The following is a 14,323-nucleotide window of genomic DNA, read 5'->3' on the forward strand; positions in this document are numbered from 1 at the left end:
TCCCAGCAGTGTCGGAGTCACCTTCCGCCCCAGTAGCCCCCTCCGCCCCGGCCACGACCGCCTCCTCGGCCCTCGTCGCGCCCGTCCCGAGCGCCTCCGGCATCCCGCTGCGGCAGCTGCTGATGTCGCTCGGCGAGCCGCTGGTCGAGCTGCAGGCCGCGCCGGCCGGACTGGACGTGGCGGTGCGCGACGTGGCCATCCTGGACCCCGAGGACCCGGCCACCGCCACCGCCGGCGAGCTGGTGCTGGCGATCGGCGCCCGCGGCCGGGCCGCACTGCCCGCGCTGCGCGCCGCCGCCCGGGCCCGGGCCGCGGCCGTCGCCGTCAAGCTGGACGCCCCCGGCCAGGCCGACGCGCTGCGCGAGGCGGCCACCGAGGCCGGCGTGGCGCTGCTCTCGGTGCGCCGCGAGACCCGCTGGGAGCACCTGGACGCGCTGGCCCGCGCAGTCATCGCCGGCCCGGACGCGCCCGAGCAGGGCGAGGGCCCCTCGGCCGGTCAGGGCGCCGGCGACCTCTTCTCGCTCGCCCAGACCACCGCCGTGCTCACCGGCGGCATCGTCTCCATCGAGGACACCTCCAGCCGGGTGCTGGCCTACTCCCGGTCGGCCGACTCCGACGAGGTCGACGACCTGCGCCGGCTCTCCATCCTGGGCTGGCAGGGCCCCGAGCCGTACCTCTCCAAGCTCCGCGAGTGGGGCATCTTCCAGCACCTGCGCAGCTCGGACACCGTGATCGCGGTCGAGCCGCACCCCGAGCTGGGGCTGCGCCGGCGGCTGGCGATCGGCATCCGGGCCGGCGCGCAGCCGCTGGGCACCATCTGGGTCCAGGAGGGGTCGCAGCCGCTGGCCGAGCAGGCCGAGCAGGCGCTGGTCGGCGCGGCCCGGGTGGCGGCCGGCCAACTGGTGCGCCGGCGCCGGGAGCTGTCGGCGGACGTGCGGCTCACCCAGACCCTGCTCACCGGCCTGCTGGAGGGCAGCACCGGTCCGCAGTCGCTCGCCACCCACCTGGGCCTGGACCCGCACCGCCCGGCCACCGTGCTCGCCTACTCGGCCGAGGGCTCGGACCTGACCCGGGCCGAGGTCACCGGCCTGATCTCGGTGCACACCGCGGCCCGCCACCGCGGCGCGCTGCTGGCCCCCGTGGACGCCCGGATCTACGTGCTGCTGCCCGACCTGCCGCCCGCGCTGGCGATGGCCACCGTGCGGCACTGGGCGCAGGAAGTGGTGGACGCGGCCCGCGCACACCTGGGCATCCAGCTGCGGGCCGCGATCGGCAGCACGGTGCCGGCGCTGGCCCAGGTGCCCGCCTCCCGGGCGCAGGCCGACCGGATCCTGGACGCGATGGGCCGCGGCGGGGTGGTCCCCGAGGTCGCCGCGCTGATCGACGTGCAGGCGGAGGTGCTGGTCAGCGAGGTGCTGGCGCTGCTCCAGGAGCGGCCGGCGCTGCGCGACCCGCGGCTGGCCGCGCTGACCGCCTACGACCGGCGGCACGGCACCCGGCTGGCCGAGTCGGTGCTGGCCTGGCTGGACGCGCTGGGCGAGGTGCGGGTGGCCGCCGAGGCGCTGCACATCCACCCCAACACGCTGCGCTACCGGGTGCGGCGGGCCGAGCAGCTGACCGGGATCGACCTGGCCCAGCCGCAGCAGCGCCTGCTGGCGATGCTCCAGCTGCGGCTGCCCGCCGAGCCGGCGTAGGGCGCGTCCTCACCGGCGGACCCGCCCACCGCCGGACCCGCCCGGCCCGCCCGCTACCGGACGCGCCCGGCCCGCCCACCGCCGGACCCGCCCGCCACCGGACCGCCCGCCCGCTAGCGGACCCGTTCGCGGCGCCACTGCTCCCAGGCCGCCAGCCAGACCTCCTCGGCGTGTTCCCGCCACTCCCGCTCGTCGCCCCCCGCCACATCCGCCGCCCCCGCCGTTCCGGGCGCCGGCTCGCGGGCCGGGCGGGCCCGCAGCCGCTCCCAGGCCCGCTGGGCGGGCAGGCTGGGCACATGGCTGGCGAAGGCGGTGTAGCGCACCAGCTCCTCCAGCGCCGCCCGGCCGTCCGGCGTGCCCGGCAGCCAGTCGGCGAGCGTGGCCAGCGCGACCAGGTGACCCACCATCGACTCCAGCGCGGCGTGCGCCTCCCGGCGGTCCTCGCCGGCGAGCCTCATCTGCTGGCGCAGCGCCGCCTCCCACTGCTCCGGCCGCTCCTCGCCGCGCAGCCGCCGCGGCAGCCGCGGCTCGCCCTGGGCGAGCCGGTGCGCCCGCACCGCCAGCGCGCGCTCCACGCTGAACTCCAGCACCGCGCGGTGGGCGTCCAGTCCGGTCAGCGCCAGGTGCCGGTGCTGGGCCTCGGCCAGCCGCCGGCGCCGCTGCTCGCCCACCGCGTGCAGCAGTTCGCCGCGGCCGGCCAGGAAGCGTTCGAAGTCGTCGCCGGCCAGCGGGAGGAGTTCCACGGCGCCGGGGGCCACCCCGCGCGCGCAGAGCGTCACCACCGTCCCGTGCACCCGCAGCCGGCCCGCCCAGACCGTCTGGGCCTGGGCGGCCGCGCCGGTGCCGGTGCCGTGCTCCTCGTGCACCTCGGCGGCGGTCGGCTCGCCGTCCACCGTGATCCACTCGCGCAGCGCGCGGACCCGGCCGGGGCTGTCGCCCTCGTCGATGCCGATCTGCTCGTAGACCCGGTCGCGTTCGCGCTCGACCAGTTCCTCCAGCTCGGGCAGGGTGTCGCCGCGCTCGGCGCCCGGCCGGTAGGTGCGCACGGTGACGTACGGGCCGTCCAGCGAACGCCAGTCGCCCGAGCGCAGTTCGACCCAGCTCAGCTCGCCGCCACGGGTCTCGTAGGCGGTCATCGCCTCGGTCCCGGCCGGTGGCGCGCCGTACCTCAGGGGCGCGCCGGGCAGCGCGCCGCCCGCGGCGCGCGCCGTCGGGAAGCCCCGCCCGCCGCGCCCGGCGAGGTCCACCGCGTAGACCGCGAAGTCCAGGTCGGCCAGCACCTCGCGCACCCGCCGCTCCTGCCCGTCGTGGAAGAAGTCCCCCGGCTCCGCGGTCCAGCTCCCACCGCTGCTCCTCATCCGCCCGCACCCCCGGGTCTCGCCAGTCGTCGTTCCGCGGCCGGCTGGGGCGGGGTCGCCCGAGCGGCCGGGCCGCGCCGCCCACGATACGTGCGCGGGACCTGCCGGGTCATCAGCTTGCGGAGCCGGGTGGGCGGATCGACGTCGTGAAGGCGCCACGGCACGGCCGGGCGGCCGTTGTCGGCGGCACTGCCTACGCTGGCGCCATGACCACCACTCACGGGGTACCCGCCCGGATCAGCATCGTCACCCTCGGGGTCGCGGACCTGGCCCGCAGCAGCGAGTTCTACGCCGCGCTCGGCTGGGAACGCTCGGCCGCCTCCAGCCCGGAGATCGTCTGGTTCCGCACCGCCGACTCCGCGCTCGGCCTCTTCCCCACCGCCGCGCTGGCCGCCGACGCGGGCATCCCCGAGGGCGGCGAGCCGGCCTTCCGCGGGGTGACGCTGGCCATCAACCTGGAGTCCGCGCAGGCGGTGGACGAGGCGCTGGCGGTCGCCGTCGAGGCCGGGGCCTCGGTCGTCAAGCCGCCGGCCACCGCGCACTGGGGCGGCTACTCGGGGTACTTCGAGGACCCGGACGGGCACCTCTGGGAACTGGCCCACAATCCCTTCTTCCCGCTCTCCGAGAGCGGCCGACTGGAACTGCCCTAGTCCGCCGGGCCGCTCGGCCATGGAGTTCAACCACTACCGGCTCACCAGCCGCTGGGAGCTGGCCGCCGGCCCCGGCACGGTCTACGCCGCGCTGCGCGACGTCGAGCACTACCCGCTCTGGTGGCCGCAGGTGCGCCGGGCCACCACCCCGGCGCAGCCGCCCGGCGAGCCAGGCGGGGCGAGCGTGGCGAGCGGACGGCTGCTGATCCGCTCGGTGCTCCCCTACGACCTGCTGCTGACCGTGCGCGCACGCCGCCAGGACGAGGCGGCCGGCGTGCTGGAGGCCGAGCTCTCCGGTGACCTGGTGGGCTGGTCGCGCTGGACGGTCCGCCCGGCCGGGAGCGGCAGCCGGGCCGTCTTCGAGGAGGACGTCCGGCCCGGCAAGCCGCTGATGCGCCGGCTGGCGCTGCCCGCCCGGCCGCTCTTCCTGGCCAACCACGCCCTGATGATGCGCTCCGGCGAGCGCGGCCTGCGCGCCCAACTCGCCGGCTCCCGCCCCGGCAGCACCCGCCTCGGCGCCGCCCACCCGGACGACGGCCGGCCCGGGACCTGAGCCCCGGGCCGTGCGCACCGGTCCGCCCACCGCGCGGGCGCCCGCCTCAGTTCCGCGACCGGGCCTTGAACGCCGCCTTGCGCGCCTCCTTGGCCACCTGGCGGTCCAGGTGCAGCTCGCCGACCGCCTCCAGCACCTGCGCGGTGTAGGGGTGCTCGACCCGCCACAGCTCGCCGAAGAAGCTGGCCGGGTTGTCGGTGACCGGCAGGCCCGAGATCAGCTCGCGCAGCAGCTCGGCGTCGCCCTCGCTGTCCAGCAGCTGGGCGGCGAAGGTGTCCACCGTGGTCCACAGCACCATCGCGCGCTCCGGCGCGGGCACGTCGGTGACCCCGCGCGAGACCAGCCAGGCGCGGGCGCCGCCGCCCAGCTCCGGGTCGTCCAGCACCTCGCGGGCGGCCGGCTCGGCCGGCTCGCCCAGCTCCGCCAGGGCCAGCTGGCAGAGCATCCGGCGCAGCGGGGCGCTGGGGTCCTCGCCGCGGGCGGCCTCGAAGAGCTCCCGGGCGGCGCCCAGTGGCTCGCGGCCGGTCAGCCAGACCCGGATCTCCTGCTCGGGCAGCACGTTGACGGCCTGCGCGACACCGTCCAGCAGGGCCAGCGCGTCCCCGCGGGCGTGGTCGCCGACCAGCGGGGCGTCGTAGCCCTCCTCGAGCAGCCACTGCCGGATCCCGTACTGGCCCAGCGGGGTGAGCCGCACCAGGCCGAAGCGGGCGGCCTCGGTGTCGTCGAGCGGGGTGGCGGCGTCGGTGGGCTCGATCACCGTCTCCTCGTCCTCGTCGAAGAGGTCCGGGTCGATCGGCTGGTACTCCAGCAACCCGATCTCGGCCAGGTCGGCCAGCATCGGGTCCAGCGCGACCATCACGTCGGTGATGTCCCCGAGCATCTCCTCGTCCGGCTCCTCGCCGTCCGGCACCACCAGCAGGGCGGCCAGCACGCCCAGCGGCATGGTCTCCTGGCCGGGCTCGGTGAAGGCGGTGGCCTCGTAGAGCACCTGGAGCGCCTCGTCGAGCAGTTCGGCGGCCTCCTCCTGGACCTCCTCGAACTGCGCCAGCAGCTCCTCGGCCCGCTCGTCGTCGGCCTCCTCGCCGGCGTCCGGCTCGGCGTCCAGCGGCTCGATCTCCACCGCCAGCTCGGCGACCACGTCGGCGGCGGCCAGCCAGAGCTCCAGCACCGCCTCCGGGTCACCGGCCTCCACCGGCGCCAGTTCCTCGCTGGGGCCGGCCGCTCTCGCGCCGCCCGCCTCGTGGCCGACCAGCACCAGGTCCAGGTCGGTGGCCAGCGACCAGACCCGCATCGCCTCCAGCACCGCCTCCTCGGAGACCTCGCCCTCGGCGGCGGCCAGGCCCAGGTGGCGCGCGGCGGCCTCCCGGTCGGCCTCCAGCAGGTCGCCCAGCTCGTCGACCGGACGGGTCGGCGCACTCCACCGGGCCAGCTTGACGGCCTGCTGGATCAGCGGGACGGCGAGCGCCGCGGCCGCCAGTTCCGCCTCCGGTAGCAGCCGCACCGGCGGGACCAGCACGGCGGCGTCGTCGAGGTCCTCCTCCTCGTCGGAGCCGTGCGCGCCGTAGAGGTCGGCGAGCTCGAAGTCCGCGGGCAGCAGGCTCTCGGCCGGCAAGGTGCCCGGCCCGGTCGCCGACGGGTTGTCAGTGTTCTTGCGTCGTCGTCCGGCCATGGGGGAGCGATTCTCCTAGGAAGAGCGGTCTGCACTGCGATCAGCGTATCGGCCGCGCCCCCGGCGGCGCCCGTCCTACGGGGGGCGCGTGCCACCCGTGCGCGCCTTCCGCGCACCACCCCGTATCCTTCCTCTGACCCCGTTCACACCCTGCGCTGGGTCACGCCCGGGCACAGTCGCCCGACCGATCACTTGCACACCCCGCACCACCACGGTCTCCCCCGCACCACGGCCACCACCACAGCGCCTCCGGACGGGCCCGTCGGCACACCCCGCCGGCCCGCGGTGGCGCCCGGCCACAGGAGACCCCTGCCATGGCGGACCTCTCCCCCGTCGGCTCCGGCCTGCGCACCGCGCAGCTGACCGGTACCCGGCTCTCGGAGACCCTGCTCCCGCTGGAGCTCGCTCCACGCACCCAGCTCCAGCTCGCCGCCGTCAGCCGCTGGAACGCGCTGCGCGGCATCCGGGTCGGCCTCTGTGCCGCCGCCCTGCTGCTCCTCCTGGTCGGCGCGAACCTCGCCACCCCGGTCTACCCCCTGCTGCAGCAGCGGCTGAACCTGACCGCCTTCGACACCACGCTGCTCTTCACGGTCTACGTCTTCGCCCTGGTCCCGGTGCTGGCCGCGGTCGGCCACTGGTCCGACCTGGTGGGCCGGCGGGCGCTGATCCTGCCCGCGGTCTGCCTGGCCGCCAGCGGGGACGCGATCTTCGCCACCGCGCACGGCTTCGGCCAGCTGGCCGCCGGGCGGGCCGTGCAGGGCGTCGCCGTCGCGCTGGCCACCGGCGCGGCCGGCGCGGCCCTGGGCGACCTGCTGCCCGACCACCCCACGCTGGCCGCCAAGCTCACCCTGGCCTGCTCGGCCGGCGGCGTCGCGCTCGGCCCGGTGGTCGGCGCCTGGCTGTCGGGCGGCGCGCACCCGCTGCTGACGCCCTTCCTGGCGCACGCGGTGGCCCTGCTGGTGCTCTGCGTCCCGCTCGCCCTGGTGCACCCCCGGATGCCCGGCGCCCGCCGGCCGCAGGACGCGCCGCCGCGGGTCACCACCCCGGAGCTGCTGCGCCCGCGCCGCCTGGCCCTGCCCGCCGAGGGCCGGCGGACCTTCCTGCTCGCGGCCGGCGCCGGCTTCGTCTCCTACGCCGTCTTCGGCGTCTACCTCAGCCTCGCCCCCGCCTTCTCGGCCGGCCTGCTGCACACCCACTCGCGGATGGTCGGCGCGGTGGTCGCCGCCCTGCTGCTGGGCTCCTCCGCGCTCGCCCAGCTGCTGGTGCCGCCCACCCGCGACCGCCGGGTGATCGCGCTCGGCATGACCGGCCTGGCGCTCGGCCTGGGCCTGGTGGTCACCGCCCAGTACGCCCAGCTGCCCGCCCTGCTCTTCGCCGGCAGCGTGCTCGGCGGCGCCTGCCAGGGCGTGGCCTTCCGCTCCCTGTTCACCAAGGCCGTCGCCGCCATGGACCCGGCCCGCCGGGCCGGCGAGATGAGCACCCTGTGGGTGATCGTCTACCTCGGCAGCTCCGCCCCCATCGTCGCGGTGGGCGCGCTGTCCCGCAGCTACGGCCTGCTCCCCGCCGTCAGCGCCTTCGCCCTGGTCGCCGCCACCGTCTGCCTGGCCCTGGCCGCCGCGGTCCTCAAGCGGCCGTAGCCTGCGCGTCCCCGAACCGCCCGGCAGCCCGACGGCGCCGGGCGGTTTCGCGTTCCGCGGCACCACCACCGGCTACCGCCGGGCCCGCACCCACGCTCGTGCGCCTCGTCCCGCACCACCACGACGAGGCCCGGCCGGCCTGCCCATAGCTAAACGATCGACATATTCAAAGCAATGACTTATCGTCATCTCATGGCAGACCGTCAACTCCAAGAGCCGACGCGCCTGGTGCTCACCGCGCTGGCCGACGCCCCCAGACACGGCTACGCGATCCTCCAGGAAGTCCGCGCCATCACCGGCGGCCGGACCAGGCTGCTCACCGGCACCCTCTACACGGCCCTGGACCGCCTGCTCCAGCAGGAGCTGATCCGGATCGACCACGAGGAGATCGTGGACGGCCGGCTGCGCCGCAGCTTCGCGCTGACCGAGCAGGGCCGCGAGGTCCTCGGTCAGGAGACCGAGCGGCTGCGCGCGAGCCTGGCCGAGGCCGAACGGCGGCTCGCACTGGGCCGCACCGTCCCCGACGGGAGTACGGCATGAGCGAGTCCAGCGCCTGTGCGGCCGACTCCGCAGCGACCGCCGCGAGTGCACCAGGGCCCGCCCGGGCCGCCGTGGTGGACCGCTGCCTCGCGCGGCTCCCGCTGCTCGGCCTCTACCCCGCCGCCTACCGCGCCGCGCACGGCGAGGAGATCGCCGCCGTCCACGCCGAGACCGTCCAGGGGGCCGACCGCCGCACCGCCCTGCGCGAGTGGGCCGCCCTCGCCGCCCACGCCCTGCGGCTGCGCACCCGGCTCGGCTCGGCCGACCCGGCCGGCCGGATCGTCGCCGGCGCCGCCCCGATGGTGCTCGCGAGCGGCGCCGGACTGAGCCTGGTGTACCTGCTGCTCGGGCTGCTGACGCCCGACTCCACCTTCGGTTGGGGGCAGTACGCCCCCCGGCAGGCCGTCGGCCTGGCACAGACCGGCCCCTGGATCCTGGCCCTGCTCTGCGCCTCCCTCGGCCGCTGGGCGCCGGCGCGGGCCCTGGTCCTGCTCGGCACGCTCACCCGGCTCGCGATCCCGCTGGTGCTCCACCCGCCGCGCCACGGCGAGGCGTTCGCCCAGTACCACCTCTTCCTCGGCCTCTGGACGCTGTTCGGCGTCCTGCTGCTCAGCGCCCCGCCGGACGCCGTCGAGCTGTCCCGGCGCGACCGCAACGAGACGGTGCTCGCCGCCCTCGGCCTCGCCCTGCCGCTGACCCTGCTCCCCACCCTGAACCAACTCCCGGGCCCCGAACGGCCGGACGCCTTCTTCGACCTGGTCACCACGCCCGCCCTGCGGCACCTGATGGAGGCCTCCTCCTCGTGGCCCGTCGCGGTGCTGAGCCTGGTCCTGCTGGGTCGCCTCCTGGCCCGCCACCCCGACCGGCTGCGCGCCGCCGGCATCGTGCTGGCCGCCCTGCCCTGGACGTTCGTCGTCGCCCCGCCGTACATCGAACAGCCCGTGCTGCACCACGACGTCCTGTTCCGCAGCGCCGGGATCGTCGCCGGCCTGCTCGGCACCGCCGTCCTGCTGGCGAGCGCCTGGCACGCCCTGCGCCCCACCCCCGCGCAGGGCGACCCGGCCGACCCCGCCGCCGGCCGCACCCACCCGCACATCCACATCCGGATCCGCTGAAAGGCCCCGCATGCGCCACCGCAACCACGCTCCCAAGGGCCTCGGCCTGGCGGCCACCACCGTGCTGGCCCTGACCCTGGGCGGCACGCCCGCCCTGGCCGCACCGGGCGCCGACCCCGACCCGGTGCCCACGCTGGTCGCCGGCCAGGACACCGCCACCCCGCAGTTGGTCACCGGCCTGACCGAAGCCGCCCCCGGCAACCCGGCCGACGCCGCCCGCACCTTCCTGGCGGCCCACCCGGACCAGTACCGGATCGACCCCGGGCAGCTGACCGAACTCGCCACCGAGCGCACCCCCGAGGGCGGACACACCGTCAGGTTCCAGCAGAACCGGGCCGGCATACCCGTGCTCGGCGCGCAGTACCTGGTCCACCTGACCGGCGACGGCGCCGACCAGCGGATCGAGTCGGTCGGCGGCAAGTACTTCACCGGCCTCAGCACACCGACCACGCCCACCGTCCCCACCGAGGCGCTGCGCGCCCTGGCGCTCGGCTCGGTCACCGACCCGCAGGTCCGTGCCAAGGCCACCGCCGAGGACCGCGGCCCGGTCATCCTGCCCGGCGGCACCGGTCGGCTCACCCGGCACTTCACCCTGCACGGCAGCGCCCCGGCCGCCGGCGCCCCCTTGGTCCGCGAGGTCTACGTGGACGCCACCGTCGGCGCGATCGCGCTCACCGACGAGGGCCACGACCCGTACACCCTCGACGCCAACGACACCCGCGGCACCGCGCCCGCCACCGGCCCCGCGCCCGCCACCGGCACCGCCCCGGACGCCCACGGCCGGGCCGCCCAGGTGAACATCGCCCGCCTGCCCGACGGCGGTTACCAGCTCACCGACCTCACCCGGCCCGCCACCATCACCACCTACGACGCGGCCGGCCGGGACTACAACGACATCAACGGCGGCATCCCCGCCGACCTCCCGCCGGTCCACTCCCCGAGCCCCGACTTCCCGCCCGGCACCGGCGGCAGCGGCGCCACCGACGCCCACCTCGACGCCGCCCTGGTCTACGACTTCTACCACGACCGGCTCGGGCGCAGCGGCCTCGACGGCAAGGACGGCCCGATCAACGCGGTGGTCAACGTGTCCGACGGGGGCGCCCCCTTCGCGAACGCCTACTGGGACGGCCACGAGATGGTCTACGGCGGTGGCGGCCCCCAGTACTACCCCTTCTCGGTCGCCCTGGACGTGGCCGGTCACGAGATGACCCACGCGGTCATCGAACACACCGCCAACCTGGTCGGCTTCGGCCAGGCCGGCGCGATGAACGAGGGACTCGCCGACTACTTCGGCAACGCCATCGAGGACAACGCCCGCGGCCTGTCGATGAACGACCCCGGGGCCGCCCTCCTCGGCGAGAGCCTGTGCCGCACCGGCACCCCCGAAGCCTGCGCGCAGCGCCGGCTGGACGACCACCGCAGCACCGTCGACGACTACCTGGGCGCGGCCCCCGGTCTCGACGGCGGCGGGCAGCACCTCAACTCCACCATCTTCTCCGGCGCGCTGTGGGACATCCGGCGCACCCTGGACCCGCTCACCGCCGATCGCCTGGTCTACCGGGCGCTCGCCGACTACCTCACCCCCACGGACGACTTCGTGGACGGCCGCAACGCGGTCCTCGCCGCCGGCCGCGCCCTGCACCTCACCCGCGCCCAACTGCGCACGGTCGCCGCCGCGTTCGACGCCCACGGGATCCGCGCCGGCTGGCAGCAGCACCTCGGCATGGACAGCAGCGCCCTGCTGCGCGACACCTCCACCCCGACCGGCCCGGTCGCCGCCCGGGGCCACTGGGTGATGACCTCCGGCGACCCGGCCGGCAAGGGCCGGCCCGCCCTGTTCACCGGTTCCACCACCGAACCCGGCACCCCCGTCCAGCTCAGCCCCGACGACGGGCGCCTGCACAGCTGGCCCGCCACCGACGGCAGCTCGGCGGTCTGGATCGCGGTCGGCACCGACACCCAGGGGCAGTGGGGCATGGAGGTCCTGACCCGCTCCCTCACCGGTGGAGCGACCCGCAGCCTGTTCAAGTCGGCCGGCCCCCAGCAGCAGCCCAGCGAGGTCGCGGTCTGCGGTGACGACATCGCCTTCAAGGTCACCGACTACTCCGGCGGCGAGGGCCGGACCCGCATCCTGCTCTCCCACGCCGGCGGCCCCGCCACGGAACTCCCGCTGCCCGACGGCCACCAGGTCTCCGGCCTCACCCTCAGGAACGGCATCCTCGCCTGGTCCGAGTCCTGGACCGCGAACCAGACCCAGGTCTTCACCCCCACCGTCTACTCGATCACCACCGGACAGGTCACCGCCCGGTTCCCCACCGCCACCCCCGCCTCGACCGACTCCACCCTCCTGGTCGGCAACCGCCTCCTCTGGGTGGAAACCCCCACCGACCGCACCCGCCCCAGCTCGATCCGCTCCGCCGCGCTGGACGGCTCCGGCATCACCGACCTCCTCCCGGCCGACGCCCCGGCCCGGCCCACGCTCGGCATCACCGCCTCCGACCAGGCCGTCACCTTCGAGGCCGACAGCACCAAGCCCACCAACGGCTGGACCAACGCCGCCCTCCCCAAGCTCTGGCAGCTTCCCCTCACCGGCGGCACCCCCACCCGCCTCTCCTGCAACCGCGGCGCCCAGTACGAACCCGCCGCCGACACCGCCACCCGCGTCATCTGGCTCGACGCCACCCCCGGTCGCACCGACCTCGTCAGCCGCGCCCGCCCCACCACCCACACCTGCTGACCGCCCCACCCCACCGCCCGAGGATCGGACCCCGGGACCACCCGGCGACCCGGTCCTCGGGCAGCCCCGCCGAACTTCCGCCCCACCGGCACCCGAGCGATCGACGGCGGCTGTCCTCCTCCGCCCGGCCGGGCCGGACCGAGGCAGCAAAAAGCCCTGCCGGCCCGCCTCTCAGGCGGGTCGGCAGGGCTTCAGCCAACGCTCACGGCGTCGCAGGTCAGCCGCTCGGTCCTCAGACGTTGAAGCCCAGGGCCCGCAGCTGCTCGCGGCCGTCGTCGGTGATCTTGTCCGGGCCCCACGGCGGCATCCAGACCCAGTTGATCCGCAGGTCCTGGACCAGGCCCTCGGTGGCGCTCTTGGCCTGGTCCTCGATGACGTCGGTCAGCGGGCAGGCCGCCGAGGTGAGCGTCATGTCGATGGTGGCCACGTCGGACTCGTCGATGTGGATGCCGTAGATCAGGCCGAGGTTGACCACGTCGATGCCCAGCTCGGGGTCGACCACGTCCATCAGGGCCTCGGTGAGGTCCTCGACGGAGACGGTGCCGGCCGTGGTGCCGACGATGACCGTGGGCCCCTCGGTGGTCTCGGCGGCGGCGGCCGGGGTGCCGGCCTCGGTGTCGCTCATGGATAGCTTCCTGTTCGGGAGTCAGTCGGTGGCGGGCTGCTCGGCCAGGGCCTTGGCGGTGGCGTCCTTCCAGGCCATCCAGCTCAGCAGCGCGCACTTCACCCGGGCGGGGTACTTGGAGACGCCGGCGAACGCGACCGCGTCCTCCAGCACCTCCTCGTCGCCCTCGCCCTGGCCCTTGCTCTGCATCAGCGCGAGGAACGCCTCCTGGACGGCCTGCGCCTCGCCGACGCTCTTGCCGACCACCAGGTCGTTCAGCACCGAGGCGCTGGCCTGGCTGATCGAGCAGCCCTGCGACTCGTAGGAGACGTCCGCCACGGTGGCGCCGTCCAGGCGCACCCGCAGGGTGATCTCGTCGCCGCAGGTCGGGTTGACGTGGTGCACCTCGGCGTCGCCGTCCCGCAGCCCCTTGCCGTGGGGGTTGCGGTAGTGGTCCAGGATGATCTCCTGGTACATGGAGTCCAGCTTCATGCTGCCACCCCTCCTCAGCCGAAGAAGTTGCGGACGTGGTGCAGGCCCTCGACCAGCTGGTCGACCTCACCCGGCGTCGAGTACAGGTAGAACGACGCCCTGGTGGTCGCCGGGATCCCGTACCGCAGGCAGACCGGGCGGGCGCAGTGGTGGCCCACCCGGACCGCGATGCCCTGCTCGTCCAGCACCTGGCCCACGTCGTGCGGGTGGATGTCACCGAGCACGAAGGAGATCGCCGCGCCGCGGTCCACGGCGGTGCGCGGGCCGATGATGCGCAGCTCGGGCACCTCCTGCAGGCGGTTCACCGCGTACTCGGTGATCGCGTGCTCGTGGGCGGCGATCCGCTCCATCCCGACGTTCGACAGGTAGTCGATGGCCGCGCCCAGCCCGACCGCCTGGGCGATCGGCGGGGTGCCGGCCTCGAACTTGTGCGGCGCCGGGGCGTAGGTGGACGAGCCCATCGTGACGGTCTCGATCATCTCGCCACCGCCGAGGAACGGCGGGAGGTCCTCCAGCAGCTCCTGACGGCCCCACAGCACGCCGATGCCGGTGGGCGCCAGCATCTTGTGCCCGGTGAAGGCGACGAAGTCGGCCTCCAGCGCCTGCACGTCCAGCACCATGTGCGGGGCGGCCTGCGAGGCGTCGATCAGCACCAGCGCGCCGACGTCCTGGGCGCGGCGCACGATCGCCTCGACCGGGTTGACGGTGCCCAGCAGGTTGGAGACCAGCGTGAAGGAGACGATCTTCGTCTTCTCGTTGATCAGCTGGTCGATGTTGGACAGGTCGAGCCGGCCCTCGTCGGTCAGCCCGAACCACCGCAGCTTCGCGCCGGTGCGCTGCGAGAGCAGCTGCCACGGCACGATGTTGGAGTGGTGCTCCATCTCGGTGATGACGATCTCCGAGTCCGCGTCCACGCGGTACGGCTCGTCGGCCCAGCCGAGCATGTTGGCGACCAGGTTGAGCGACTCCGAGGCGTTCTTGGTGAATATCACCTCGTCCCGGCTCGGTGCGTTGACGAACGCCGCGACCTTGTCGCGGGCGCCCTCGTACAGCGCCGTGGCCTCCTCGGCCAGCACGTGCACGCCGCGGTGCACGTTGGCGTTGTGCCGCTCGTAGTACGCGTTGAGCGCGTCCAGCACCTGGCGGGGCTTCTGCGAGGTGGCCGCGTTGTCCAGGTACACCAGGGGCTTGCCGTCGTGCAGCAGGCGCTGCAGGATCGGGAAGTCCTTGCGGATCGCGTCGGTGTCCAGCAGACCCGGCAGCGTCGAGCCGGG

12 protein-coding genes are annotated in these 14,323 nt (G+C 75.3%); 7 read left to right on the forward strand and 5 right to left on the reverse strand.

Annotation, left to right across the window (positions count from 1 at the left end; translation table 11 throughout):
- The first annotated feature begins 8 nt into the window (after positions 1-8).
- Positions 9-1,694, forward strand: a complete 1,686-nt coding sequence (locus ABD323_RS01600) for a PucR family transcriptional regulator (protein WP_344438096.1) — start codon at positions 9-11, stop codon at positions 1,692-1,694.
- Positions 1,695-1,807: 113 nt separating this feature from the next.
- On the opposite strand, the gene ABD323_RS01605 is transcribed toward ABD323_RS01600, so the two are convergent.
- A complete protein-coding gene (locus ABD323_RS01605) occupies positions 1,808-3,052 on the reverse strand; it encodes a hypothetical protein (RefSeq protein ID WP_344438098.1) in 1,245 nt (414 codons plus the stop codon).
- Between the two features lie 206 nt (positions 3,053-3,258).
- Here ABD323_RS01605 and ABD323_RS01610 point away from each other — a divergent pair, with 206 nt between their 5' ends.
- Positions 3,259-3,702: a VOC family protein gene (locus ABD323_RS01610; RefSeq protein WP_344438100.1), complete on the forward strand. Its 444-nt coding sequence runs from the start codon at positions 3,259-3,261 to the stop codon at positions 3,700-3,702.
- 19 nt (positions 3,703-3,721) lie between these two features.
- Positions 3,722-4,255 carry an SRPBCC family protein gene (locus tag ABD323_RS01615; protein ID WP_344438102.1) on the forward strand — a complete coding sequence of 178 codons (534 nt, stop codon included), beginning with the start codon at positions 3,722-3,724 and terminating at the stop codon, positions 4,253-4,255.
- 46 nt (positions 4,256-4,301) lie between these two features.
- Here ABD323_RS01615 and ABD323_RS01620 read toward each other — a convergent pair whose 3' ends face one another.
- Positions 4,302-5,924 (reverse strand): hypothetical protein, encoded by a 1,623-nt coding sequence (locus ABD323_RS01620; RefSeq protein WP_344438104.1) that lies wholly within the window; start codon positions 5,922-5,924, stop codon positions 4,302-4,304.
- A 314-nt stretch (positions 5,925-6,238) separates the two neighbouring features.
- Between ABD323_RS01620 and ABD323_RS01625 the strand changes: the two genes are divergently transcribed.
- The 4 genes from ABD323_RS01625 to ABD323_RS01640 all read left to right on the forward strand — a co-directional run bounded on the left by ABD323_RS01625 (position 6,239) and on the right by ABD323_RS01640 (position 11,953).
- Entirely contained in the window at positions 6,239-7,561 is a 1,323-nt protein-coding gene (locus ABD323_RS01625) for an MFS transporter (RefSeq protein ID WP_344438106.1), read from the forward strand.
- A gap of 192 nt (positions 7,562-7,753) precedes the next feature.
- Positions 7,754-8,101, forward strand: coding sequence for a PadR family transcriptional regulator (locus tag ABD323_RS01630; protein WP_344438108.1), 348 nt, complete (start codon positions 7,754-7,756; stop codon positions 8,099-8,101).
- On the forward strand, positions 8,098-9,216 hold the full coding sequence (locus tag ABD323_RS01635) for a hypothetical protein (RefSeq protein ID WP_344438110.1): 1,119 nt from the start codon (positions 8,098-8,100) through the stop codon (positions 9,214-9,216). Before ABD323_RS01630 ends, ABD323_RS01635 begins: the two co-directional genes overlap by 4 nt.
- Before the next feature lie 10 nt (positions 9,217-9,226).
- Positions 9,227-11,953 (forward strand): M4 family metallopeptidase, encoded by a 2,727-nt coding sequence (locus tag ABD323_RS01640; protein ID WP_344438113.1) that lies wholly within the window; start codon positions 9,227-9,229, stop codon positions 11,951-11,953.
- A gap of 232 nt (positions 11,954-12,185) precedes the next feature.
- Here ABD323_RS01640 and ABD323_RS01645 read toward each other — a convergent pair whose 3' ends face one another.
- Genes ABD323_RS01645 through ABD323_RS01655 form a run of 3 tightly spaced genes read right to left on the reverse strand, consistent with a single transcriptional unit; the run spans position 12,186 to position 14,311 of the window.
- Positions 12,186-12,578 (reverse strand): metal-sulfur cluster assembly factor, encoded by a 393-nt coding sequence (locus ABD323_RS01645; RefSeq protein WP_344438114.1) that lies wholly within the window; start codon positions 12,576-12,578, stop codon positions 12,186-12,188.
- Between the two features lie 21 nt (positions 12,579-12,599).
- Positions 12,600-13,049 carry a Fe-S cluster assembly sulfur transfer protein SufU gene (gene sufU / locus ABD323_RS01650; RefSeq protein ID WP_344438116.1) on the reverse strand — a complete coding sequence of 150 codons (450 nt, stop codon included), beginning with the start codon at positions 13,047-13,049 and terminating at the stop codon, positions 12,600-12,602.
- 14 nt (positions 13,050-13,063) lie between these two features.
- The gene (locus ABD323_RS01655; RefSeq protein WP_344438278.1) at positions 13,064-14,311 is read right to left on the reverse strand and encodes a cysteine desulfurase; all 1,248 of its coding nucleotides are present in this window, start codon (positions 14,309-14,311) and stop codon (positions 13,064-13,066) included.
- Between the last annotated feature and the right edge of the window lie 12 nt (positions 14,312-14,323).

Origin of the sequence: Kitasatospora nipponensis (assembly GCF_039528135.1) — a bacterium.
Classification (GTDB): Bacteria; Actinomycetota; Actinomycetes; order Streptomycetales; family Streptomycetaceae; genus Kitasatospora; species Kitasatospora nipponensis.

Coding starts and splice junctions, on each gene's coding strand:
- ABD323_RS01640 (WP_344438113.1), top strand. CDS start 9,227: ATGCGCCACCGCAACCACGCTCCCAAGGGCCTCGGCCTGGCGGCCACC.
- ABD323_RS01615 (WP_344438102.1), top strand. CDS start 3,722: ATGGAGTTCAACCACTACCGGCTCACCAGCCGCTGGGAGCTGGCCGCC.
- ABD323_RS01610 (WP_344438100.1), top strand. CDS start 3,259: ATGACCACCACTCACGGGGTACCCGCCCGGATCAGCATCGTCACCCTC.
- sufU (WP_344438116.1), bottom strand. CDS start 13,049: ATGAAGCTGGACTCCATGTACCAGGAGATCATCCTGGACCACTACCGC.
- ABD323_RS01620 (WP_344438104.1), bottom strand. CDS start 5,924: ATGGCCGGACGACGACGCAAGAACACTGACAACCCGTCGGCGACCGGG.
- ABD323_RS01645 (WP_344438114.1), bottom strand. CDS start 12,578: ATGAGCGACACCGAGGCCGGCACCCCGGCCGCCGCCGCCGAGACCACC.
- ABD323_RS01605 (WP_344438098.1), bottom strand. CDS start 3,052: ATGAGGAGCAGCGGTGGGAGCTGGACCGCGGAGCCGGGGGACTTCTTC.
- ABD323_RS01630 (WP_344438108.1), top strand. CDS start 7,754: ATGGCAGACCGTCAACTCCAAGAGCCGACGCGCCTGGTGCTCACCGCG.
- ABD323_RS01625 (WP_344438106.1), top strand. CDS start 6,239: ATGGCGGACCTCTCCCCCGTCGGCTCCGGCCTGCGCACCGCGCAGCTG.
- ABD323_RS01635 (WP_344438110.1), top strand. CDS start 8,098: ATGAGCGAGTCCAGCGCCTGTGCGGCCGACTCCGCAGCGACCGCCGCG.